The organism is Nonomuraea sp. 3N208 (assembly GCF_052245935.1).
GTDB lineage: Bacteria > Actinomycetota > Actinomycetes > Streptosporangiales > Streptosporangiaceae > Nonomuraea.
The window spans coordinates 157,035-179,587 of the sequence record NZ_JBQQBR010000010.1; the positions used below are offsets into that span (position 1 = coordinate 157,035).

General features: G+C 70.2%; 20 protein-coding genes. 10 read left to right on the forward strand and 10 right to left on the reverse strand.

Annotated features, from left to right (window positions below; genetic code table 11):
* Positions 1 to 5: 5 nt before the first annotated feature.
* Positions 6 to 374, reverse strand: coding sequence for a winged helix-turn-helix transcriptional regulator (locus ACTWPT_RS17505; RefSeq protein ID WP_443178441.1), 369 nt, complete (start codon positions 372 to 374; stop codon positions 6 to 8).
* 184 nt (positions 375 to 558) lie between these two features.
* Here ACTWPT_RS17505 and ACTWPT_RS17510 point away from each other — a divergent pair, with 184 nt between their 5' ends.
* A complete protein-coding gene (locus ACTWPT_RS17510) occupies positions 559 to 1,206 on the forward strand; it encodes an NAD(P)-dependent oxidoreductase (protein WP_443178442.1) in 648 nt (215 codons plus the stop codon).
* 68 nt (positions 1,207 to 1,274) lie between these two features.
* Here the strand turns inward: ACTWPT_RS17510 and ACTWPT_RS17515 are convergent, their stop codons facing one another.
* From ACTWPT_RS17515 to ACTWPT_RS17525, 3 genes are all read right to left on the reverse strand, one after another.
* A complete protein-coding gene (locus tag ACTWPT_RS17515; RefSeq protein WP_443178443.1) occupies positions 1,275 to 1,769 on the reverse strand; it encodes a hypothetical protein in 495 nt (164 codons plus the stop codon).
* A gap of 129 nt (positions 1,770 to 1,898) precedes the next feature.
* A complete protein-coding gene (locus ACTWPT_RS17520; RefSeq protein ID WP_443178444.1) occupies positions 1,899 to 3,002 on the reverse strand; it encodes a hypothetical protein in 1,104 nt (367 codons plus the stop codon).
* An 87-nt stretch (positions 3,003 to 3,089) separates the two neighbouring features.
* On the reverse strand, positions 3,090 to 4,925 hold the full coding sequence (locus ACTWPT_RS17525; protein WP_443178445.1) for an AMP-dependent synthetase/ligase: 1,836 nt from the start codon (positions 4,923 to 4,925) through the stop codon (positions 3,090 to 3,092).
* Between the two features lie 131 nt (positions 4,926 to 5,056).
* Here ACTWPT_RS17525 and ACTWPT_RS17530 point away from each other — a divergent pair, with 131 nt between their 5' ends.
* Positions 5,057 to 6,535 carry a peptide MFS transporter gene (locus tag ACTWPT_RS17530; RefSeq protein ID WP_443178446.1) on the forward strand — a complete coding sequence of 493 codons (1,479 nt, stop codon included), beginning with the start codon at positions 5,057 to 5,059 and terminating at the stop codon, positions 6,533 to 6,535.
* 24 nt (positions 6,536 to 6,559) lie between these two features.
* The gene (locus ACTWPT_RS17535; protein WP_443178447.1) at positions 6,560 to 7,168 is read left to right on the forward strand and encodes a trimeric intracellular cation channel family protein; all 609 of its coding nucleotides are present in this window, start codon (positions 6,560 to 6,562) and stop codon (positions 7,166 to 7,168) included.
* 18 nt (positions 7,169 to 7,186) lie between these two features.
* Here the strand turns inward: ACTWPT_RS17535 and yczR are convergent, their stop codons facing one another.
* Positions 7,187 to 8,671, reverse strand: coding sequence for a MocR-like transcription factor YczR (gene yczR, locus ACTWPT_RS17540; protein ID WP_443178448.1), 1,485 nt, complete (start codon positions 8,669 to 8,671; stop codon positions 7,187 to 7,189).
* A gap of 63 nt (positions 8,672 to 8,734) precedes the next feature.
* On the opposite strand from yczR, the gene yczE reads away from it, so the two are divergent.
* Together yczE and ACTWPT_RS17550 are read left to right on the forward strand one after the other, a co-directional pair.
* Positions 8,735 to 9,352 carry a membrane protein YczE gene (gene yczE / locus ACTWPT_RS17545; protein ID WP_443178449.1) on the forward strand — a complete coding sequence of 206 codons (618 nt, stop codon included), beginning with the start codon at positions 8,735 to 8,737 and terminating at the stop codon, positions 9,350 to 9,352.
* 86 nt (positions 9,353 to 9,438) lie between these two features.
* Positions 9,439 to 11,193: a glycoside hydrolase family 15 protein gene (locus tag ACTWPT_RS17550; protein WP_443178450.1), complete on the forward strand. Its 1,755-nt coding sequence runs from the start codon at positions 9,439 to 9,441 to the stop codon at positions 11,191 to 11,193.
* Positions 11,194 to 12,126: 933 nt separating this feature from the next.
* On the opposite strand, the gene ACTWPT_RS17555 is transcribed toward ACTWPT_RS17550, so the two are convergent.
* A complete protein-coding gene (locus tag ACTWPT_RS17555) occupies positions 12,127 to 12,525 on the reverse strand; it encodes a hypothetical protein (RefSeq protein ID WP_443178451.1) in 399 nt (132 codons plus the stop codon).
* Positions 12,522 to 12,800, reverse strand: coding sequence for a ribbon-helix-helix domain-containing protein (locus ACTWPT_RS17560; RefSeq protein ID WP_443178540.1), 279 nt, complete (start codon positions 12,798 to 12,800; stop codon positions 12,522 to 12,524). The genes ACTWPT_RS17555 and ACTWPT_RS17560 overlap by 4 nt, the downstream gene beginning before the upstream one ends.
* A gap of 155 nt (positions 12,801 to 12,955) precedes the next feature.
* Here ACTWPT_RS17560 and ACTWPT_RS17565 point away from each other — a divergent pair, with 155 nt between their 5' ends.
* From ACTWPT_RS17565 to ACTWPT_RS17575, 3 genes are all read left to right on the forward strand, one after another.
* A complete protein-coding gene (locus ACTWPT_RS17565) occupies positions 12,956 to 13,189 on the forward strand; it encodes a hypothetical protein (RefSeq protein WP_443178452.1) in 234 nt (77 codons plus the stop codon).
* Positions 13,190 to 13,290: 101 nt separating this feature from the next.
* Positions 13,291 to 14,265, forward strand: coding sequence for an FkbM family methyltransferase (locus ACTWPT_RS17570; RefSeq protein WP_443178453.1), 975 nt, complete (start codon positions 13,291 to 13,293; stop codon positions 14,263 to 14,265).
* A gap of 51 nt (positions 14,266 to 14,316) precedes the next feature.
* Entirely contained in the window at positions 14,317 to 14,718 is a 402-nt protein-coding gene (locus tag ACTWPT_RS17575) for a VOC family protein (protein ID WP_443178454.1), read from the forward strand.
* 77 nt (positions 14,719 to 14,795) lie between these two features.
* Here the strand turns inward: ACTWPT_RS17575 and ACTWPT_RS17580 are convergent, their stop codons facing one another.
* The 3 genes from ACTWPT_RS17580 to ACTWPT_RS17590 are packed head-to-tail and all read right to left on the reverse strand — an operon-like array spanning position 14,796 to position 19,958.
* Positions 14,796 to 18,509, reverse strand: a complete 3,714-nt coding sequence (locus ACTWPT_RS17580) for a CHAT domain-containing protein (protein WP_443178455.1) — start codon at positions 18,507 to 18,509, stop codon at positions 14,796 to 14,798.
* A complete protein-coding gene (locus ACTWPT_RS17585) occupies positions 18,506 to 19,687 on the reverse strand; it encodes a CATRA conflict system CASPASE/TPR repeat-associated protein (RefSeq protein ID WP_443178456.1) in 1,182 nt (393 codons plus the stop codon). The genes ACTWPT_RS17580 and ACTWPT_RS17585 overlap by 4 nt, the downstream gene beginning before the upstream one ends.
* On the reverse strand, positions 19,674 to 19,958 hold the full coding sequence (locus tag ACTWPT_RS17590; RefSeq protein ID WP_443178457.1) for a CATRA system-associated protein: 285 nt from the start codon (positions 19,956 to 19,958) through the stop codon (positions 19,674 to 19,676). The genes ACTWPT_RS17585 and ACTWPT_RS17590 overlap by 14 nt, the downstream gene beginning before the upstream one ends.
* A gap of 233 nt (positions 19,959 to 20,191) precedes the next feature.
* Here ACTWPT_RS17590 and ACTWPT_RS17595 point away from each other — a divergent pair, with 233 nt between their 5' ends.
* Both ACTWPT_RS17595 and ACTWPT_RS17600 read left to right on the forward strand, forming a co-directional pair.
* The gene (locus tag ACTWPT_RS17595) at positions 20,192 to 21,904 is read left to right on the forward strand and encodes a hypothetical protein (protein WP_443178458.1); all 1,713 of its coding nucleotides are present in this window, start codon (positions 20,192 to 20,194) and stop codon (positions 21,902 to 21,904) included.
* On the forward strand, positions 21,901 to 22,500 hold the full coding sequence (locus tag ACTWPT_RS17600) for a hypothetical protein (RefSeq protein WP_443178459.1): 600 nt from the start codon (positions 21,901 to 21,903) through the stop codon (positions 22,498 to 22,500). The genes ACTWPT_RS17595 and ACTWPT_RS17600 overlap by 4 nt, the downstream gene beginning before the upstream one ends.
* Positions 22,501 to 22,553: the final 53 nt, after the last annotated feature.

The following is a 22,553-nucleotide window of genomic DNA, read 5'->3' on the forward strand; positions in this document are numbered from 1 at the left end:
AGGACTCATGCCCCCAGCCTGGCCGCCTGCCAGCTCTCGCGGGCGTGCATCAGCTCGGCCAGGTGCCTCCTGGACCATTCGCAGCCGGCGTCCATGGGTTCGAGGAGGCTGCGGCCGAGGTCGGTGAGCGCGTACTCGACGCGTGGCGGTATCTCGTCGTACGCGGTGCGGGTGAGCAGGCCGTCGCGTTCCATGGCGCGCAGGGACTCGGTGAGGACCTTCGGGGTGATGCCGCGCAGCGGCGTCTGGAGCTCGGTGAAGCGGCGTGGTCCCGACTCCAGGCAGCGGATGATCTTGGCGGTCCACTTGGCGCCGACGCGGATGGGCGCGGCGACGGGTGGGCAGCCGGTGAACATGTCCGGATCGAGCGGCACTCCGTGCTTATCGTCGCATTCGCTACGGGCCTCTGTTGGCATCGTGCCTCGCTCTCTCCGGCCCAGGCTCATCGATCTGGCTTATGGCCGCCATCGTAGGTAACTATCGTTGCGGAAAGCGACAGGTCGCCCTCTACCGTCGGCGTGGCGGCCGGGAAGCCCGGCCGATGAGAGGAGTGCCGGCATGGGCAAGATCGTGGTTTTCGGCGCAGGCGGGCGGGCCGGGCGCCGGGTGGTCGCGGAGGCGGCCGGGCGCGGGCACGAGGTGACGGCGGTCGTACGCGATCCCGGCAGGCACGAAGGCCTGGCACGCGAGGGGGTGCGGGTGGTCGCCGGGGACGTCACCGACGCCGCGAGCGTGGCGGCGGTCGCGGCAGGGCACGACGCGGCGGTCCAGGCGGCGGCGAGGATGGATGTGCCGTCGGAGGAGTTCTACGCGGCAGCGGCCCGCGCTCTGGTCGAGGGGCTGGCACGGGCGGGGGTGCGCCGCCTCGTGGCGGTCGGCGTCGGCAGCCTGCTGGAGGTCGCGCCGGGGGTCCGGCTGGCGGACACGCCCGGCTTCCCCGACGACGCCCGGGCGTTCTCGCTGGGGCACGCGGCGGAGCTGCCCGCGTACGAGGAGTCGGATCTGGACTGGGTGGTGCTCGCGCCGCCGCCGGTGTTCCTGGACGAGGAGGCGGACCGGACCGGCCGGTACCGGATCGGCGGCGGGCGGGTGCCGGACGCCGCGGCGGGCGAGCCGGTGTTCTCCTTCGCCGATCTGGCGGTGGCGGTGGTGGACGAGGCCGGCGAGGGCCGGCACCACCGTGCGCAGGTCGCCGTGTCCTACTGACGCCTGCTGACTCCTGGGGCCGGACATGGCGGACGCCCGGCCGGAGTCGGCCGGGCGTCCCGGTGCTGCTAGTGGTGGTGACGGCCGATGACCTTGACCCAGTCCGTGGCCTCCGCGGGCTCCAGCCACTTGGCGCCCTCGAAGACCGCGCGCCAGGTGCCCGACGTGCGGGCCGGCACCGTGGTGTGGAAGTAGCCGCTGCGGCCGGTCCTGACCGTCTCGACGTACTCCCACTTGCCGCTGCCGTCCGGCTGGAAGAGGATCACGATCCGTTTCCAGGCGAGACGGTGCCAGCGCTCCTGCGTCTTGCAGGTGTCGGCGTGGTGCACCGACACGAGCCCGCTGATGTAGTCCTCCGCGCACTGTACAGAGAGCTTGCCCTCGAGGTCGATGGGCTTGCCGCGCCAGGCGGGCTCCGGGTTCGCGTCGAACGTCAAGCTCGTGTTGCCGCCGTCGATGTCCGGGTCAACCTCGTCCGCGAGTGCGGGCGAGGCCGCCGTGGCCACCACGGTGGCGCTCAGTGCGGCGGCCGCCAAACCGGCGGCGAGACGTCGCATCTTCACGTGACTTTCCTTCCCCGTGTCAAACGCGCCCCAAGCGGGGCGCGTCATCTGCCAATGACGCGTAAGGGTAAGGAAAAGTTGGGGTAAAGCTGATCACGATTCGGCAACGCCCGCGCGACGCCAAGTAGGTTATTGGGCTATTTGCTGGGATTTGGAGACGTCTGGGGCGTAGTGCCCTGTTCCTGCGTAGCGGACGCGCCAATGCCCGCCCGAGCGGCCCAGGATCGTGCCGGCGAACGCGCCCGCGGCGTCCGTCGTCGTCTCACCGACCCGTTCCCAGTCGGCGGCGTCGTCCCGGCGCCACATGATCTCCAGCGGCTGCTTGTCGAACGGGCCGAAGTCGGTGAGGCCGCGCGGGTCCACCCTCGTGAGCGAGCCGCGCACGCGTACCGCGCCCCTGACGCGCTCGGCCTGCACCTCGGAGAGCTTGGTCTCCCGCTTGAGCTGGAACGACGCGTACTCCGTCACCGTGGTCCCGTCCGTGCCCCGCGCGGTGGCGGTGACGGTCCAGGCGCCCGCCGGGTAGAAGCGGCTCAGACGCTTGTCGGGCAGGAAACGCCAGGTCTCCCAGCCGTCGGCCATGCGGGCGGGCGGGCTCGCCGCCAGCCGCCACACGAGCCTCGGCGGGAGGGCGGGGCCGGCGGCGGGTTGCGTACCGAGCTTGGGGCTCCCGTCCTGGACCGCGGGTGCCCCGCCCTCGATCGGCCGTGGGGCCGGGGCCGCCACACCCTGGACCGGCTCTGATCCCGGGACCGGCTCAATTCTCGGGACCGGTCCCCTTCCCGGGAGCGGCTCCACGTTCTGGATCGGTCCCGCGTTCTGCGACGGCTGACCGGATGGGCCGAGTGAGTGGATCGGGTCGTTGGGCTGGAGCGAGCCCGGCTGAGTGGCGCCCGACGGTGCAGGGACCGGGGCCGATGGCGACGGCGCTGGAATCGAGGGCGACGGGTCGGACGGATCCATGACCGGCGGCTTGGACGCCAGCACCGGCCCCGGTGGGGCGCCCGGCTCGACCTTGACGGTGACGCCGTTCTTGGGCCGCGCTCCCTTGGCGACCACGTCGACCACCAGGCGGACGGAGCCTTGCGCCCCGACCACGGGCTCCGCGGGACGTACGGTGATGGCTCGAATGGCGAGTTCGGTCGCGGCTGTGGACACAGCGGCGGACGCAGGCGCGGGAGGCGCCGTGAGCGCCCCCACCGCGAGCGAGACGAGAAGCAGTCCTCTGGTCATGATCGAGACGGTAGGAACCGGCCGGTAATGACCAGGACCACAACACACGCCCCGAATGGCAAAGCCGGGATCAGCCTCTAACCGCAGCTAGCCGTAGAGCCCTTCGATGACGTCGGCGTACTTCGCGTGGATGATCCGCCTCTTGAGCTTGAGGCTCGGGGTGAGCTCCTCGGTCTCGGCGGTCCACTCGGTGCCGAGCAGCGCCCACTTCTTGACCTGCTGCACCCGGGCCAGCTTGCCGTTCGCGGCCTCGACGGCGGCCTCCACCTCCTTGAGCACCTCGGGGTGCTCGGCCAGCTCGGCGAGCGAGGCGAAGGTGATGCCGCGGGCCTGCGCCCAGCCCGGCGCGACCTCGCCGTCGAGCGTCAGCACGGCCACCGTGTGCGGCCGCCGGTCGCCGTACGCGAGGGCCTGGCCGATCAGTGGGTGCTGCTTGAGGTGGTTCTCGATCTCGGCCGGTGAGATGTTCTCGCCGCCGGCGGTGATGATGAGCTCCTTCTTGCGGTCGACCACCCGGTAGAAGCCGTCCTCGTCGACCGTGCCGATGTCGCCGGTGTGCAGCCAGCCGTCGGCGTCGACCAGCTCGGCGGTGGCCTCGGGGCGGTTGAGGTAGCCGCGGGTGTTGAGCGGGCTGCGGGTGAGGAGCTCGCCGTCCTCGGCGATGCGGATCTCGACGCCGGGCTCGGCCCTGCCGACGGTGCCCAGGCGGTAGCAGGCGGGGCTGTTTCCGGTGAACGCGCCGGTCGTCTCGGTCATGCCGTACACGTCGATGACCTTGAGTCCGAGCCCGGCGTAGAAGCGCTGCACCTCGTCGGGGAGGGGCGCGGCGCCGGTGGCGGTCCACTCGGCGCGGTCGAACCCGATCATGCCGCGGATGATCGACAGGAGGGAGGCGTCGGCCTTCTCGTAGCCCTCCTGGATCTCGGGGGTGATGGTGTGACCGTACTGGCCGGCCTCGACGTACGCCTGACCGGCCTCCATGGCCGCGCGCACGGCGGCCTGCTGCTCCTCCGGCTGGGTGGCGAGCACGGCGAGCAGGCGGGCCATCATCTTCTCCCACACGCGCGGCACGCCGAAGAACATCATCGGCCTGACCTGTCCTAACGTGGCGCCCAGGTTGGCCAGGTCGGTGCAGAAGTGCACGTGGGAGACCTTCAGCAGCGGCAGGTAGAGGCTGAGGATGCGCTCGGCGATGTGCGCGTAGGTGAGATAGGAGATCTGCGTGCCCAGCGTCGGCAGCGACGTGAGCCGGTCCGTGGCGGCGACCTCGTAGAAGACGTTGCCGTGCGTGAGCGGGACGCCCTTGGGCATGCCGGTCGTGCCGGAGGTGTAGAGGACGGTGACGACGTCGTCGGGGGTCACGCCGCGCCAGCGGTCCTCCACCTGGGCGGGGTCGTCGGCCAGGCGGACGCGGCCGAGCTCCAGGAAGTCCGCCCACGTCATGAACCGGTCGTCGTCGGACGGCGCCCCCTCCAGCATGACGATCCTGCGCAGGCCGGTGAGGCGGTCGAGCACGGGCTGCCAGCGGGCCAGCTCGGCGGGGCCGCCGAGCACGGCGTACTTGGCGCCCACGTTCTCGGCCACGAACGCGATCTGCTCGGGGGCGAACGTCGAGTAGACCGTGCAGCCGACGCCGCCCGCGTGCACCGCGCCGAGGTCGGCGAGCACATGCTCGCTCCGGTTCACCATCATCAGCGCCACCGAGTCGCCGGGCTCGAGCCCGAGCGCGGCGAAGGCGGCCGCGATCTCCAAGACCCGCTGGCGCGCCTGCGCGTACGTCAGCGTGCGCCAGCCGTCACCTTCCGGATCGGAATAGGCGGGTGCGTCGGGATGCCGCTCGGCCACCTGCTGGAGCTGCAGGCATACGGTACGGCCGGCAATCTGCTGCTCGATCTCGGCCCGGACCTCGAGGACTTCGGCCATGGCGCGCGCCTCCCGTCAGTATTCACTTGCACGAGTGGGATGCATCGCACCACACGTGCGGGGTAGCGGCAAGACCTTGCAAGCGTCGTTCACGTAGAGTGATCGATCGGATGCGATTCGGGGGTTCATCCATGGCCGGCGGCAGGACGTTCTTCGGGCATCCTTGGGGCCTGGCGACGCTGTTCGGCACCGAGATGTGGGAGCGGTTCAGCTGGTACGGGATGCGCGCCATCCTCGCCACGTTCATGGCGGCGTCCCCGGCCAGGGAAGGCCTGGGCATGTCGCCGGAGACGGCGCAGGCGGTCGTCGGCGTCTACCAGGCGCTGGTCTACCTGGTGGCGCTGCCCGGCGGGTGGATCGCCGACCGCATACTCGGGCCGCGCAGGTCGGTGTTCTGGGGCGGGTTCGTCATCATGCTCGGCCACATCAGCATGGCGATCCCGGTGACCACGCCGTTCTTCGTGTGGCTGGGACTGCTGCTGATCATCTCCGGCACGGGCCTGCTCAAGCCCAACGTCTCGGTCATGGTGGGCCGGCTCTACGACGAGGACGAGGACGGGCGCAGGGACGCCGGGTTCTCGCTGTTCTACCTGGGCATCAACCTGGGCGCGTTCTTCGCGCCAATCGTGGTCGGCTGGCTGGCCGCGGGCGACCGCTGGCACCTGGGGTTCGGCGCGGCCGCGGTCGGCATGGCGCTCGGCCTGATCCAGTACGTGTGGGGCGGCCGGTCCCTGCGCGGCGTCGGCGAGCGGCCCGGGTTGCGCCTGTCCCCCGAAGAGCGGCGCCGCTTCGGCCTGCTGGCGGGGCTGGGGACGGGCGTCGCGGTGGTCGCGCTGGGCTTGTGGGTGGTGACCGGCACGTTCACCATCGACCGGTTCACGATCGTGCTCACGGTGATCATCCTGGCGGTGCCGGTCGCCTACTTCGGCTACATCATGATGGGCGGCCACCATCTCACCGAGGACGAGCGGGACCGGATGAAGGCGTACATCTGGTTGTTCGTCGCTGCGGCGATCTTCTGGATGATCTACGACCTGGCGCCGACCAAACTGTTGTTCTTCGCCGAGCGCCATACCGACCTGTCGCTGTTCGGGGTGCGGATCCAGGCGGCCACGACGCAGTCGTTCAACCCGCTGTTCATCATGATCTTCGTGCCGGTGTTCGCGGCGCTGTGGGTGCGGCTCGGCACGCGGGTGAGCACGCCGCAGAAGTTCGGATTCGCGCTGATCATGGTGGGGCTGAGCTTCGTGGCCATGGCGATCGCGGCCGCGCTGGCGGGGGCCGGGCAGGTGTCGGTGTGGTGGCTGGTGCTGGTGTACGTGATCCAGGTGTTCGGCGAGTTGTCGCTCAGCCCGGTCGGGTTGTCGGTGACGACGAAGCTGGCGCCGGAGGCGTTCAAGGCGCAGATGCTCGGGGTGTGGTTCATCGCGGTGTCGGTGGGTGACGCGGTCGGCGGGCAGACCGGGCGGTTGAGCCGGGTGCTGTCGGATCCCGCGTACTACCTGGTGCTGGCGGTGCTGGCGATCGTGGCCGGGGTGGCGCTGTTCATGTTCACGCGGCGGCTGCGGGTGCTGATGGCCGAGCACTACCACGCCGAGGCCATCCTGTAGATCCCATCGTGTAGACAGGGTGCCGTGTCTCAGCTTCTCGATCTCGTCGGAATCTTCGTCTTCGCGTTGTCCGGTGCGCTCATGGGGGTGCGCAAGCGGCTCGACGTGGTCGGGATGATGGTGCTGGCCGGGATGACCGCCCTGGGCGGCGGCGTGGTGCGCGACCTCATCCTGAACGTGCGGCCGGCCGCCTTCCAGAGCGTCGGCTACGTGCTGGTGCCGGTGGCGGCCACGGTGATCGTGTTCTTCTGGCATCCGCACGTGGCCCGGGTGATGCCGGCCATCCTGGTGCTGGACGCGGCCGGGCTGGGGCTCTTCTGCGCGGTGGGGACGGAGAAGGCGCTGGAGTACGGGCTGAGCCCGCTGCACGCGGCCCTGCTGGGGGTGGTGACGGCAGTGGGCGGCGGGATGTTGCGGGACGTGCTCGCAGGGGAGATCCCGACGCTGCTGTACGACCGCCAGCTGTACGCCGTTCCCGCGATGCTGGGGTCGGGCGCGATGGCGGTGGTCTATTCGTATGGGCTGCACGGGTGGCCGGCGACGCTGGCGGCGGCGGTGCTGGCGTTCGGGCTGCGGATCGCGGCGATGCGCTTCAAATGGCGCGCGCCGCTGGCCAGAGGCATCGGCGAGTGACGGTCGGGGTCTATCCGCTCACACCATTGCGATGAGCGAGTCCGGCGAGCGGGAGGCGCCGCGGGGGCCGTGGTCGCGGGCGGCGCGGAGGCGGGTGACCGCTTCCTCCAGGACCTGGGGCGGCTGCGTGTACGGCAGGCGCAGGTAGCCCTCGAGGGTGCCCTCCAAGCCGAACCACGTGCCGGGCGCGATGCGCACGCCATGGCCGGCCGCCGCCTCGGCCAAGGGAGTGGCGCCGGACCCGGGCGCGATCCGAGTCGCGCCGGACCCGGGCGCGTTCCTGTTCGTGGCAGCGCCGTTGAGGCGTACCCACAGGGTGCCGCCGCCGCGCGGCACCGTGAACGTCCACTCGGGCAACTGCTCGCGCAATGCCGACACCAGCGCCTCCCGTGAGGCCCGCAGGGTGCGGCGGCGCTCGGCGCGGGTCTCCTCCAGCCGGTCGAACAGCCGCGCCACCACCAGCTGCTCCAGCACCGGGCTGGCGATGTCCACGGCCGAACGGTGCACGGCCAGGCGGCGGGCCAGCGCCGCGGTGGTGCGGATCCAGCCGATGCGCAGTCCGCCCCACCACAATTTCGACGCCGACCCGATGCTGATCACGCGGCTGTCGGTGTCGAACGAGCCCATGGGGGATGTGTGCGGCACCTCGTCCAGGGCCAGCTCCAGCCAGGTCTCGTCCACCAGCACCAGCGTGTCGGTACGCCGGGCCGCGCCCACGACGGCGGCGCGGGTGGCGTCGTCCATGAGGGCGCCGGTCGGGTTCTGGAAGTCGGGCATGAGGTAGGCCAGGCGTGCCCCGGACTGGCGCATGGCCCCCGTCAGCAGGTCGGCCTGCCAGCCCTCCTGCGAGATCCCGACCGGGACGATGCGGGCGGAACGCTGCCTGGCCACGTCGATGGCGTGCGGGTAGGTCGGCGACTCCACCACCACCGGGTCGCCGGGACCGACGAGCAGTCCGAGCACGAGCTGGATGGCGTGCTGGGAGCCGGTGGTGACGACGATCTGCTCCGGCCTGGTGGCCAGCCCCCTGGCGGTGTAGCGGGCGGCGATGCGTTCCCTGAGCACCGGCAGTCCCATCGGGTCGTAGCCGTTGCCCATGCCGTACCTGGGCACGTCCTCCACCGCCTCCAGCATCGCCTGCCGGAGGGCCTGCGGTGCCGGCGGGGCGGCGCACTGGAGCTGGACCAGGCCGTCGCCGTCGGTGCCGAGCCACGGGTTGTCCGGCGTGGTGGCCGGGTCGGGCAGGGCCGTCCAGCTGCCCGAGCCCTGGCGGCTCTCCAGGTAGCCGCGTTCGCGCAGCAGGTCGTACGCCGACGTCACGGTGGTGCGGCTGACCTTGAGGATCTCGGCGAGGTGGCGTTCTGCGGGCATGCGGACGCGTACCGGGATCTGGCCGTCCATGATCAGGTTGCGGACGCGGTCGGCGAGCGCGCGGTAGTACGGGCGGGCGCCTGGATCGACGTTGACCAGCCGGGCCACCTGGGCGGCCGAGAGATGCCTCATAAGGCCACTTTTCGTGATTGGCCCTGTTTTGGCAAGCCGATGGCCTGCCACTCTGGGGCCATTATGAGCGAGACGACCGTTGTGAGAGCGAGTTCCCTTCCCGCCCGCCTGACCCGGCTGTACGGCGGGCTGGCCCTGTACGGCCTGGGCATTGGACTGCAGGTGGAGTCCGGGCTGGGCAACGACCCGTGGGACGTGTTCCACCAGGGCGTGGGGATCAGGGTGGGTGTGTCGATCGGCACAGTGATCATCGGCGTCGGCGCGCTGGTGATGCTTCTGTGGATCCCGCTCAAGCAGCGGCCAGGCCTCGGGACGATCAGCAACGTGGTGTTCCTGGGGCTGTTCGCCGACGGTGCGATCTTCTTGCTGCCCACGCCCGCGCATCTGGCGTTCCAAGCTTTGTACGTGGCACTGGGCGTGGTCGCGATCGCGCTGGCGACCGTGCTGTACATCGGCGCCGGCCTGGGTCCGGGACCGCGGGACGGGATCATGACCGGGCTCGTCCGGCTCGGGCTGTCGGTGCGCCTGGGCCGGTTCCTCATCGAGGTCACCGTGCTGGCGGCGGGCTGGCTGCTGGGCGGCACTGTCGGGGTGGGGACGCTGGTGTTCGCGCTGGCCATCGGGCCGCTGACGCAGCTGTTCACCCGCTGGTTCCCGCTGGCACCCGCCGGCCCCCGCTGATGAGCTCCGCGGCCGGCGCCGGACATGACGCGACATGATCGAGTCCGGCCGCGGGACCCCCGTTTCTCCTAGTAGCGTCTATAGGCATGCGGATCGAGGATTACGCCCTCATTGGAGACATGCAGTCGGCCGCGCTCGTGGCCAGGGACGGTTCGATCGACTGGCTCTGCCTGCCCAGGTTCGACTCGCCTTCGTGTTTCGCGGCGCTGCTCGGCGGCGAACGCAACGGTCACTGGTGGCTCGGCCCGACCGGCCGCAGGCACGCCGACCGGCGGCGTTACCGGCCCGACACGCTCATCCTGGAAAGCGAGTGGGACACCTCGACGGGCACGGTCCGCGTCGTCGACTTCATGCCGCCCCGCGACCGCAACCCCGACGTGGTACGGATCGTCGAGGGCGTCTCCGGGACCGTGGAGATGTCCACGGTGCTCAGGGTGCGCTTCGACTACGGCAGGATCGTGCCGTGGGTGCGGCGCAGCAACGGTCACCTGCAGGCGATCGGCGGGCCCGACTCGGCGTGGCTGCACTCCCCCGTGCCGCTCAAGGGCGGTGACTACGCCCACCGCGCCACGTTCACCGTCAAGGAGGGCGACCGGCTGGCGTTCATCTTCACCTGGCATCCCTCGCACGAGCCGATGCCGCCGCAGATCGACTGCAACGACCAGCTCGAAGAGACCGAGGCCTTCTGGGCGGACTGGGTCGCCAAATGCACCTATGACGGGCCGTACCGGGATGCCGTGATGCGGTCGCTGATCACGCTGAAGGCGCTCACGTACTCGCCCACCGGGGGCATCGTGGCGGCCCCCACCACCTCGCTCCCCGAGGACCTGGGCGGGGTGCGTAACTGGGACTACCGCTTCTGCTGGCTGCGAGACGCGACGATGACGCTCGACGCGCTCATCTCGTCCGGCTACCTGGAGGAGGCGGCGGACTGGCGCTCGTGGCTGCTGCGCGCGATCGCCGGCCGCCCGCAGGACCTGCAGATCATGTACGGCGTCGCCGGCGAACGGCGCCTGCCCGAGCTGCGGCTGGACTGGCTCGACGGCTACGAGGAGTCGCGCCCGGTGCGGATCGGGAACGAGGCCGTCAAGCAGCTGCAACTGGACGTGTACGGAGAGGTCATGAACTGCCTCTACGTCTCGCGCACCCGCGGATTGTCGGCCGACGACCGAGCCTGGACCATCCAGCGGCAGCTGCTCGACTACGTGGAGGAGCACTGGGACGAGCCCGACGAGGGCCTATGGGAGGTGCGGGGGCCGCGGCGGCACTTCGTGCACTCCAAGGTGATGTGCTGGGCGGCGCTCGACCGGGGGGTCAAATACGTGGAGCGGTTCGGCCGCACCGGCCCCGTGCAGAAGTGGCGGACGTTGCGGGACATCGTCCACGCGGAGATCTGCGACAAGGGGTACGACCCCAGCCGGAACACCTTCACGCAGTCGTACGGATCCTCGGAACTGGACGCCGCATTGCTGATGATGCCCGTCGTGGGATTCCTGCCCGTCGACGATCCGCGGATGGTGGGGACGGTGGCGGCGATCGAGAAGGAGCTCATGTCGGACGGGTTCGTGCTGCGTTACCCGATCGCCGAGGACAACGACGTGGACGGGTTGCCCGGCGGGGAGGGCGCGTTCCTGGCGTGCAGCTTCTGGCTGGTGGAGGTCATGGCGATGCAGGGGCGGAAGGAGGAGGCGAAGGACCTGTTCGAGCGGCTGCTGGGGCTGCGGAACGATGTGGGGTTGCTGGCAGAAGAGTACGACCCCCGATACGGCCGCTTGGTGGGCAATTTCCCGCAGGCCTTCAGTCACGTGCCTTTGATCCACGCCGCCCGCGCCCTGTCATAGGGCGTAGTAGGTTGCCCTCCCGCACCCACCCGTTGCCCGGCTACGTGGTTGCCTGACGGGAGCCCGCCCCGAAAGGTCCTCGCTGCGCTCGGGCGCCCTTCCTGGGGCGCGCCTGACGGCGCGCTCCGCCTGCGCAGTCGGCCAGCCGACCACTGTATTGGGTCCCGGATGCCCATCTGGGACCCACTAGATTCTCGGCAGCTTACTTGCTTATCCTGTCGCGGCGCTTTTATTCGACGCTTCGGGTAATCGGAAACCCCGCCTCGATCATCTTCCTGACCACTTGCCGGTGAAGCTCCTCGTCATCTACGAGTTCGACAGAGCTGTCCAGGACTTTATAGATGACCAGATCGCCTTCGTTTTGCATATCGCCGACCTGAACTAGCTTATATCGATCAATGGGGGATTCCCATATATATCGCAGATCACTCAATTTCATGGCTCGAAGGTATCGTGTCGACTCCAGTATCCTGGTGGTTTAGAACTGGCGTACGGCGTTCCCCCTGAGTGGGTATGGACGCCCCCGACCTGTAGATCAGGGCGAACTCGACGCCATACTGGACGCCAGCCTTCCAGGGAGACTAGTGATGATCTCCGCGGTCGATTCTGCCGCTGTAGCAGCGTCGCCAGCGATGTGAGTTGCAGCAGCGAATCGCCCCTCTAACGACACCCTCTCTTCAAGGTGAGAACGTCGATGGCCATCTCACCACGTGCGCTCCTGTCGCCCCGTAGACTGCCCTTGTAATGGCCGACCAAAATATCCTCTAGAACATCGATAGTTCTATAGACGGCCAGGACAACTGCCTGCGGGCGGTGATGGTCGCGATCGGGGACCGGGCCTGACCGAACTGAGGCGTCCGCGGGCAGAGCCGCAAACCCTTCTCTCGATATCACTACGACGCCGGGACCAATACCTAGGTAGGCACGGGCGGCTCAGACCTGGAAGAACTCCAGGTGACCGTACCCGGACCAGCCGCCGTTGTCGCCCGTCAAGACGGGCCAGCCCCTATCCATCGCAAGATACGCGGTGTGCGCCTGGTGCAGCGGCACGTCCAGTGGGCGGGAGGCGTGGCGGGACTGGCGGGTGACGCGGAAGATCTCTTGACTGGTCAGGTCCGCCACGACGCAGGAGCGGAATCCGAACAGCCACATGACCTGTGCGGGTTCCGGGTCTCCGGCTATCGCCGCCTGTGCCAGGGCGGTGATGGGCAGCAGCAGTGTGTGGCCGTCCTCGGTGAGCACGTCGAGCGCGGTCCTGGCCTGGGCGCCGTTGTCATCGTCGGCCAGAAGGCGGAGGAGGGCGGTGAGGTCGGCGACGTAGCCGGCGATCACGCGAGGCGAGCCTTCTTCTCCGCGGCGGCCCTCTGAGCCGCGTGCATGCGGGCGCGCATGTCTGCCCTGAGTTGGTCATAGCCTTCCGGGTCGGCGGCGCGGTCCTTCGCGGTGAGGCGGGCGAGGCGCTCGCGGGACTCGCGGTCGGCGTCGATGCGCTGCTTGGCGAGCCTGGCGAGGTATCCGGACACGCTGGTGCCCGCCTGCTCCGCCAGGGCCTTGACCTCCTCGTACACCTCGTCAGGCAGGCTGATCGAGAACTTCTGAGTCATCATCACACCGGGACCATACCAAGTGTTCCCACTCCCGTCCTGGGAGAACAAGCCACGAAGCACCCCACGCGATCGTGGATTCCGGCATCTGCTCGACAGGCGCCAATCTTGGGACAAATCATCTACGCGGTCACCAACGTCAGCCTGCGTCAGCGACTGTGCCCGAGCGGATGCTCGGCAGGGTCAACGCCACCATGCGCGTCCTCCTGATGGGGCCGTTCCCCCTGGGCGCCCTACTGGGAGGCACGCTCGGAGAGACGAGCGGGCTGCGGCCGACGCTCTGGCTGGCCGCCACGATCATCGTCCTGTCCCCATTGCCCGTCACCTGGGCTCTCCGCCGGATTCGCGATGTCGAAGACGTACCGCGCTGGGGCCGGTCCGCGCACGGTTGATCGGCGAGGTCGTCACGGCAGCGAGTTCGGGTGGGGCTTTGGTGTTGGCCGATGGCGCATACACCGACATATCGTTCATCGGCTTGATAGATTTCTTCAGCATGCCCACTCCTATGAAGCGACTGCGGCAAACCCTCGCCATCGGGATGATGCGCGCGGCAAGGGCGGCGAACAGGAGTCGATTAATCCGCACTCTCTTAGGGGGCCGTAGCGTCCGGCGGTTCCCGCTGGTCAACCGGCTTTACCACACGGTGTTCCGGCTGGGCGTCGCGGCCGGCGATCGAGATGTGGAGGCGCGGTACCGAGGTGTCGTCCTGACCGGTCCAGCATGGGACGCGACGATCATGCCGTCGATCTCGGCGGGATATTACGAGGAGTTCGAGGTCAACGTCTTCGAGCGGCTGGCCTCGGTGAGCCGTTCGATAGTCGACGTCGGAGCGAACATCGGCGCCTATGCCTGCACGGGCGCTGCGCGGTTGCCGCGGGACGGCAGGTTGATCGCTTTCGAGCCGGTGCCGGAGAACATCGCCTACCTGCGGCGCAACGTCGAGGGCAACCAACTCGCCGGCCGCGTGACCGTGGAACAGATGGCCATCGGGGCCGGACCCGGCGAGTTGACCGTCTACCTGTCAGGCGAGCAGTCCGGCAAACACTCGGCCGCCTCGGCGAATGTGGGGACGCCTGCCGGTGCCGTCACCGTACCCATGACGTCGATCGACGCCTACCTCGAAGGCAGCGGCCTCGGGCCGCCCGACGTCATCAAGATCGACGTCGAGGGGTACGAGGGCTTCGTACTCCAGGGTGCGGCTCAGACCTTGACTTCGGCGCCGACGCTGCTGTTCGAGCTGCATCCCGAGCTCCAGGCGAACTGCGGCGGCGACGCGGGCGAACTGCTCGACCTCGTTTTCGCCCACTACCGCTGGATTCTCCTGGTGGACGAGCTGAACAACGTCCTGCGGCCGTGCACGCGAGCCGACCTGGACACCCCCGGCATGATCGGCCTCTACCGCTCCAATCTCGTGGCCATCGGCCGCCAGGAACACCTGGACGCGGTCCGGCCATGGCACGACCTCTAGCCGCCGCGCCGTTTCATAGCGAATACGAGGAGCAGTTCATACCCTCGAACCATGCGACCGCGTCTGCAAGTGACCTCCGTGACGATCGGAACATCACAACCGCGCGAGCTTGCGCGTTTCTATGCCCAATTGCTGGGGCTGCCCGTCACCACAGAGGAAGGCCCGGCACCAGACGAGCCTGACGAGGCCGGCTGGGCGCAGATCCGTCAACCGACGGGCGCGGCCGCACTCACGCTCAACTTCGAGTACGAGCGCTGTTATGCCCGCCCGATGTGGCCGAGCGTGCGCGGGGAGCAGACCGCCTCGCAGCATCTCGACATCGCAGTCGACGATCTGGATGCGGCAGTGGAGTGGGCCGTGGGATGCGGTGCGGTTCTGGCCGAGTTTCAGCCGCAGGACGACGTCCGCGTGCTCCTGGATCCCGACGGGCATCCTTTCTGTCTCTTCCGTTGACGATTCAGACCTGGAGGAACTCCAGGCGCCCGTACCCTGCCCAGCCGCCGGCGTCTCCCGTGAGGACGGGCTGCCGGTCAAGGTCCGATGTGCACGTAGGGCGCCCAGAAGATCGGGAAGCCGGGGCGGCGGTCGCGCAGGGAGCGGACGGCGGCGTGCAGTGCGGCGGCCGCGCCGTGCGGATGCGGCTCTCGGGTGCCGCCGGCCGTGAGCATCGCGTACACCTGGTCCACCACGGCCGGGGCGTGCACGTCGCTGATCGGCCAGAGCGTGCCGATCACATGCGGGAACCCGGCGAGCTGGACGGCGGAGGCGATGCTCACCGCCTCATCGGTCAGCACGGCCCCGCCCCGCGAGGTCTCGCACCCGCTCAGGAACGCCAGCTCCGCCTGGCCGAGGCGGCGAGCGGCCAGCTCGCGCACGGTCAGCGGCCGGTCGTGCAGGATCAGCCTGGCGTGAGAGGGGTCGTGCAGCCGCTGGGCGGCGTGGCAGGCGAAGTGCACCCAGGCGCTGTCGTCCAGCGCCGCGAGCACCTGCTCGCAGGTCGCGTCGTTCTCCGTCAGCTCCCGCGCGCCGGGAAGCCACCGCCTGGCCGCCTCCAGCTCGCGGACCACGCCCTGCAGCGCGGCATCGCCGGGCACCACCGGGACGCCGACCAGCAGGACGCGTCGCTCGGCCCGCGGCCCGGACTGCCCGCGGGCGTGGATCAGCGCCCGCAGCGTGGGCGTGTAGCTGGAGATGACCAGGTCCAGCGCCGATCCGGCGGCATGCAGCGGCAGCAGGGTCAGCGGGCCGGTCGGGCACCACCAGATCCGGTGCTGCGGGCCCAGTGCCTCCAGCACCGGGCCGGTGACGTGCGCCCACAGCCAGTCCAGGCAGGAGACGACCTCGTCGACGGCCTTGCCGCGCAGGGCGTCGACGAACCGGTCGGCCTGGTCCTGGGCCGCGGCGGCGGTGCAGGCCAGCGGGGCGATCCGCACGCCGTCCGTGGTCACGAGCAGCGCGTCGCAGCCGTACCGGCTGACGTTCACCACCACGACGGGGCCGTCCTCGGCGGCGACCCGCAGGTCGGCGGCGCGCGGCGGGCGCAGGAAGCCGGCCAAGCCGGGCAGCGTCCTGATCTCCTCCAGGATCTCGCGGCGGCGCCGCGCCAGGGTGTGCCGGTGATCCAGAAGCCGGCGCCGATCGGGACCGCGGTCGCCGGGCATGCCCGGGAGGCCTGGGGTGCCGTGACCGCCGGACAGGGTCAGGTCGTCGTGCAGATCCATCCGCTCGGCCGCGTCCAGCTCGTCCTGCACCTCTCCGAACCGGTCGGCGAGTCTCGGCGCGGCCGCGCGCAGCTGATCGTGGGCGGCGCGGTCCCCGATGACCTGGGCGAGCATGACGCCTCTGCCCTGTTCGAGCAGCTCGAGCGCCCTGCCGGCGTCGCCGGTTCTGATGGCCGCCGCGGCGGCGTCGCGGGCCAGGCTCTCGTACTCACCCAGCACCCGCTCCTGGTCGGCGCGGCCCAGCCCACGCCAGGCCGCCTCGTCCAGCGCGGCCACCGCGACCGCGAACCCCTCGACGGCCTCGCCGGCCAGGCCCGCCTCCATGGCGACCTCGCCCCAGCGCTTGCCCACCGTCGCCCGCCAGTCGGCCGAGGCCGTCTCCACCTGGGTGGCCTCGCGGTAGCGGGCCAGCGCCTCGTCCCGGGCGATCTCCGCCCGGGTCAGCTCCCACTGTTCGACAAGGACTTCTGCCAGGTAGTACAGCGCGATCGACCGGGTCGCGTCGCCCGGCGCCGACGTCTCGACGGCGGTGCGGGCGGCGCGAGCGGCTTGCAGGAGCGTCCTGGGCTTGCCGGTCAACGCGTAACGTGTGCGAAGCGCCAGACCCAGCCCGTTATAGGCGAGGGGACCGCCCGGCGGGTCCGCGTTGATCGCCTCCGTGAAGAGCGTCACCGCCTCGTCCAGGTCGGGCGTCAGCTCCACCCGGCGGTCCCCGCGCAGCAGTTTCCTCCACGGGCCCTTCTCGGCGGCCGGGTCCAGCAGCCGCCTGATCGCGGCCGCCAGCTGAGCCCGGGGCTTCTCCTCCGACGTGGAGCGCAACAGCAGCGTGGTGGCCAGGTTGACGGTCGCGAGGGTCCGCGTCCTGGTGCGGGCCGGGGCGGCATCGCGGGCGCGGCGCAACACGGCGATCGCCTCGTCGATGTGCTCGTCCGTCTGCATGAGCACGGTGCCGAGGCTGTTGAGAACGCCGGGCCCTTGGATGTTTCCCGGCTGAACCGTTCCCACGGCCTCACGCAACAGCCCGTCGGCTTCCTCCCGCGCCGCGCTCTGCCCGGTGAACCTGTAGCGCTCGATCAGCACTTCGGCGAGATTCGCCAGATAGCCAGGCCGGTACGGGCTGGACTCCGGTGTGGCGGCCACCGCCTCGCGCAATGCCTTCGCCGCCTCGTCGGAGTCCTCACCCTGGCGGGTCGCCCGGTAGCGTTGCTCCAACGCGCCGCCCAGGTTGGCCAGATACAGCGCATAGTTCGGGTGCTCGCGAGCGGTCAGGGAGACGGCCGCGCGATCACTGTCGATCGCGGCGTTGAGATCGGGCAGCTTTCCCGTCAGCTCATACCTGAAGAACAGCGCTGAGCCGAGGCCGGTGTGAGCCATGGCCCGTTCGGGATGGTCCGGCGCGGCGGCCAGGGCCTGCCGGTAGCTGGCGATGGCCTCGTTGAGCACGGTCAGGCCGGCGCCGAGCCGGAACTTCAGCATTAGCCCGTTGCCCAGGTCCGAGTGATACATCCCGGCGTTGTCGTCGTCCGGCCTGGCCGCCGCGACCCCGCGTCGCAGGGCGTCGATCATGTCGTCGAGGTCCTCGTACGTGCCGCTGAACTCCATGCGCAGGCCGAGGACGCCGCCGAGCGTCAGGTGCAGTTCGGCCGAGGCCGGGTGGCCGGGCGGTGTCTGGGCCACGGCCTGGCGCAGGACCTCGACCGCCTGATCGGCACGCTCCAGGCGGCCTGATCGGCGCACGTCCTCGATCAGCCTGCCGCCCAGGCCCGCGAGGAATTGGGAGCGGGCTTGCGGGCCGGAGGGGAAATCGGCCATCGCGCGGCGAACCTGCTCCCACTGCTCAGGCGGGATGACGGGAATCTCGTCCTCGTGCAGAAGCACCCCGACGAGCAGCTGAATCTCCTGTTTGACGGGTTCGGGAGCCTGCGCGTACCGCTCCCGGATGACATGGAGCGCTTCCTTCAGCTCCGCGGCGCGCTCCGGATCGTCGTTGGCCATCACCAGGGCGCTGGCCAGCTTGGCCAGCCGCCACAGGTAGGCGTAGTGGTCCGGATCCGTGTCCCGCACGGACGCGCGTAACGCGTCGATGCCGTCGAGCAGGTGCCGCCTGTCGCCCGCGGTCTCGTAGCCGAGCACCAGCGCCATGCCGTAGTTGGCCAGCACCAGCGGCTTGTCCACCAGGTCGCCGCGCAGCGCCGACGCGTACAGCTCCAGCACCTCCTCCAGGCGATGGCCGGCGACCTGCCGGTGATTTCCCAGCACGGCCGCAAGACCTGCTTGGGCCTCGGCCAGTTCCGGCTTTCCCGCCAGGGCCGCCACCGCGCGGCGGTGCAGGGCGATCGCCTCGGTCAGGTCCGTCTCCTGCCCGAGCAGGTCGAAGCGCATGCTCATCGCGTTGCCGAGGCCGGTGAGCAGCAGCGGATCGGGGTCGCGGGCGATCTCCCTGTGGTAGGCGGCAATACCGGACTCCAGCTCCCGCAGGTCATGGGTCTGCAGGAACCTGGCGATGTGAACCTCGGGGTTCATGGTCTCCTCCGCCATCTGAAGAAGCCGAACGCGGTCAGTGCGAAAGCCATCACGCCCAGCGTCGCCACGATGACCGGCTTGACGTTTTCGGGAACGGGCACGCGGTAGCCCAGTGCCTGAATCGCGGCCAGGACCATGAGCAGCATCCCGACCACGGCCGTCTCCAGCACGCGGAACCGCTCCCAGCGGCGCTCGGTCTGCTCCGCCCTGCGCTGTAACCGCTCCGCCATCACCTGGTCGACGATGGCGCCGATCTCGCGGGCGCGTTCCCGCGTCGCCTCGGCGTAGGCGAGATCGTCGTCCAGGCGCATGCGGAACCAGTCGGCCAGGTCCAGGTCGTCGCCCAGGCTCTGCTCCCGCATGTTGTGCCGGGCTATCTCCACGGTCGTCCGCATCTCCCGCAGCCTGGTCAGGGTCCAGATCAGCCCGGCCTCGGCGGTCTGCCGGTCCGCCAGCTCGCGCCGGGCGGCCGCCAGATCGCCGCCGTCGAGCGTCTTCAGCAGGGTCTTCACCTGTTCGTCCACGCGGTGGCGGGCGGCGCGGAAGTCCTGGCCCTGGTGGTAGACGCGCAGCTCGTAGCGGAGCTTGGCGGCGTGCATGAGGTGCCGCACCAACGGCGGCATCCGGTCGTCCCCCCGCGTCCAGACCCACGCGTCGAGCTTGGGCTCGAGCTCGCGCGGCGCCAGCATCGCGAACGTCCGCCGGCCGCGCTCGTCGTCGTCGAAGCCGACCTCCCACACCGCCACGCCTCTGACCGTCGTCATCCGGCCCCGCGGGTACGGCTCGGGCAACGCCGCCAAGACCGCGTTCGTCCGCCGCCCGGTCGGCGCGGTGCGCGGATAGGCGACGAACACCCGGCATTCGCCGATGGCCCACATGCCGGCGTCACCCGCGCACTCGCGCCACAGCCCGTTCAGCTCCCGCCAGGTCCCGCCCGTCAACGCCACGCTCAAGCAGCGGACGTCGCGTTCCCGGCGCAGCAGCGCCTGCCGCCCGAGGTCCCCGTCCGCGGTGCGCACCTCGACCTGTCCGCTGTGCGTCACGGGCATGTCCAGCCGGTCGCCGAGCGCGTCCCAGATCCCGCGCAACCGCCGTTCGTGCTCCCCTGCCTCGGGGCCGCTCGCGGTGGCGAACACGTGGACGATCAGAGCGGGGTTGGCCAGGTCAGCCGGCTCCATCGGCGTCCTCGGCGTCGGGGGTCAGGGCGTGGATCAGCTCGTTGACCCGCTCCCGCAGTTCCTCGGGCATCGGCACCACCGGCTGGTCGCCGTACCAGGTGCTGATCCGCATCGGCCCGGCCAGCTCCAGGTGGCCGAGTTCGGCCGCCACGTCGCCCGAGGATCCCATCCTGTCGATCACCACGGCCACGTCCGCCCAGTTCGCCGGCGGCATCGTCCACCATGTCAGCGCGTCTCGCAGCAGCTTGACCGCCTCACCATGCGCCCCCACGCGTCTCCCCTCCGTCGCCAGGTGGCTCCACAAGGTCATCGGTTCACGGAGACAGGCCGTTGCACTCCGAGGTCTGCTGAGATGAGCACGACTAGGTCTCACGTTCACAGTGACCTCTCAGCATCCCGGCAGACGCCGATCTCCCAGCGTTCATGTCCGCTTCATCCGGTTCCGCCACGCTCCCGCCGTAGCCGGAGCACCCTCCTTTCCGGCGGGACGGAGAACACGAAGTCATGGGCCACGGCCATCATCATGATCACGACCACGATCACGAGCTCCCGAACGAAGGGGACACCGCGGCCGCGCGGGATCTTGCCCTTCCAGACAGCGAGCTGTCGCCGGGGCAGGTGTCCCGGCGGCGGATGTTCCGGCGGGCGGGGCTGCTCGGGGCCGGGCTCACAGCCGCCGGCGTGCTGGGGACGCCGGATACAGCGGCGGCTGCGGACGGTGACCAGCAGATCGCCGGGCGCGGGCGGGAGCCGAAGGACGGCTACCTGTGGCTGGCCGGCGACCACCACATCCACACCCAGTACAGCTCGGACGGCATCTACCGGGTCATCGACCAGGTACGGCACGGCAACGCGTACGGGCTGGGCTGGATGGTCATCACCGACCACGGCGGCGCGACGCACGCGAAGATCGGCGTGGACAAGGTCAACCCGGACATCGTGGCCGCCCGCGAGGCCGTCAAGGACACGCTGGTCTTCCAGGGGCTGGAGTGGAACATCCCGGCCGCCGAGCACGGCACGGTGTTCGTCGCCCCTGGCCAGAACGAGGTCTCCACGCTCAAGGAGTTCGAGAACTCCTTCGACGGGTCGGTGAAGGGCGCCGGGTCGAACACGCCGCAGAACGAGGCCCTGGCGATCGCCGGGCTGAACTTCCTGGCCGAGGCCGTCCGGCGGCGGCGGGTCCCCGACGCGTTGTTCCTCGCCAACCACCCGTCCAGGAAGGGCCTGGACTCGCCGCACGAGGTCCGCGGGTGGCGGGACGCGCAGCCGTCGATCGCGGTCGGCATGGAGGGCGCGCCGGGCCACCAGGCGGCGGGCATCGCCAAGCCGAACGGGCCGGGCGGCGGGCGCGGCTACTACGACAGCAACCCGGGTGCGGACTCCTTCCCCGGCTACCCGGCCGAGAGCTACAAGACGTTCGGCGGGTTCGACTGGATGACCGCCACCGTGGGCGGGTTGTGGGACAGCCTCCTGGCGGAGGGCAAGCCGTGGTGGATCACCGCGAACTCCGACGCGCACTGGGTGCACGCCGACACCAGCGACCGCGGCCCGGGCAGCAATTTCAACGCCAACGGCAAGTACGAGGACCCCGTCTACAAGGGCGTGGCGAACTTCGGGTCCGGCGACTTCTGGCCCGGCTACTACAGCCGGACGCACGTCGGCAGCCAGGGCTTCGCCTATCGGGCCGTCATGGACGGGCTGCGGGCCGGGCGGGTCTGGGTCGACCACGGCGGGCTGATCAGCGGGCTGGTGGTGCGGGCGCGGGCGGCCGGGACCGGGCAGCGCGGGGTCACCCTCGGCGCCACCCTGCACGTGCGGCAGGGGGCGCGGGTCGAGCTGGCCATCGAGATCACCCTCGCCGGGCGGCCGAACTGGGCGCAGGTCGTGCCGACGCTGGCCCGGGTGGACGTCGTCCAGGGCGATGTCACCGGCCCGGCCGCCGACAAGGACGCCTTCACCACGCCGAACACGAAGGTCGTGCAGTCGTACGAGGTGAACAAGAACAGCGGGACCGTGACGTTCACGTACCAGCTGGGCGCCATCGACCGGCCGGTGTACGTGCGGCTGCGCGGCACCGACGGCAAGCGCAGCGCGCCGGGCCTGCTGGGCGCGGCCGTGGACCCGCACGGGCCGGCGATCGACGTGTACGGCGACGCCGACCCGTGGAACGATCTGTGGTTCTACAGCAACCCGATCTGGGTGCTGCCGCGCCGATGATCCTCGGTATCGACGCGGGGTCGCGAACCCTTCAGGAGGCCGAGCACCTGCTGCACACTGTGGCGCAGGTGCTCGGCCTGCCGGGCGACGCCATCGGATGCACCCATTTCGTCCCGGCGGACGCGGCGGGCGGCGACCCGCACGTCGCGTGCTCGCTGGCCGTGCCGGAATCGGCCGCCGAGTCGATCGCGGGGTCGGTCGCCGAGTCGGTCGCGACGGCCGGCGCGGAGTCGATCGCGGACGTGTCGTGGGTGCTCGGCGATCGCCGGGCCGGGCCGCTGGCGGGCGGGGCGGCGCTGGCGGCGGCGGAGCACGAGACGCGGCGGGGCGGGCGGGTGGTCGCCTATCCCGGCCGCGACCTGCTCACGGGCACCGTGAGCGTGGGCGAGCTGCTCGGCAGGTCCGCCATCCAGCGAGTGACGGTCCTCGCCTCCCCCGACCCGCCCAGTGACGACGTGCTGGTGGTCACAGCCGATCATGTCAGGCCGGTGTGGCGGGACGGCTTGATGACGCTGCTGGCCATGCCCGCCGCCGGCGGGCGCATCGCACCGGCCGAGGTGCCGAACCCCACACCCTGCTGCGTGGACCATGCGTAGATCCTCTTTACGGCACGGAAATCCGGCTGCGGAGACGATCCCTCCTGGCGCTC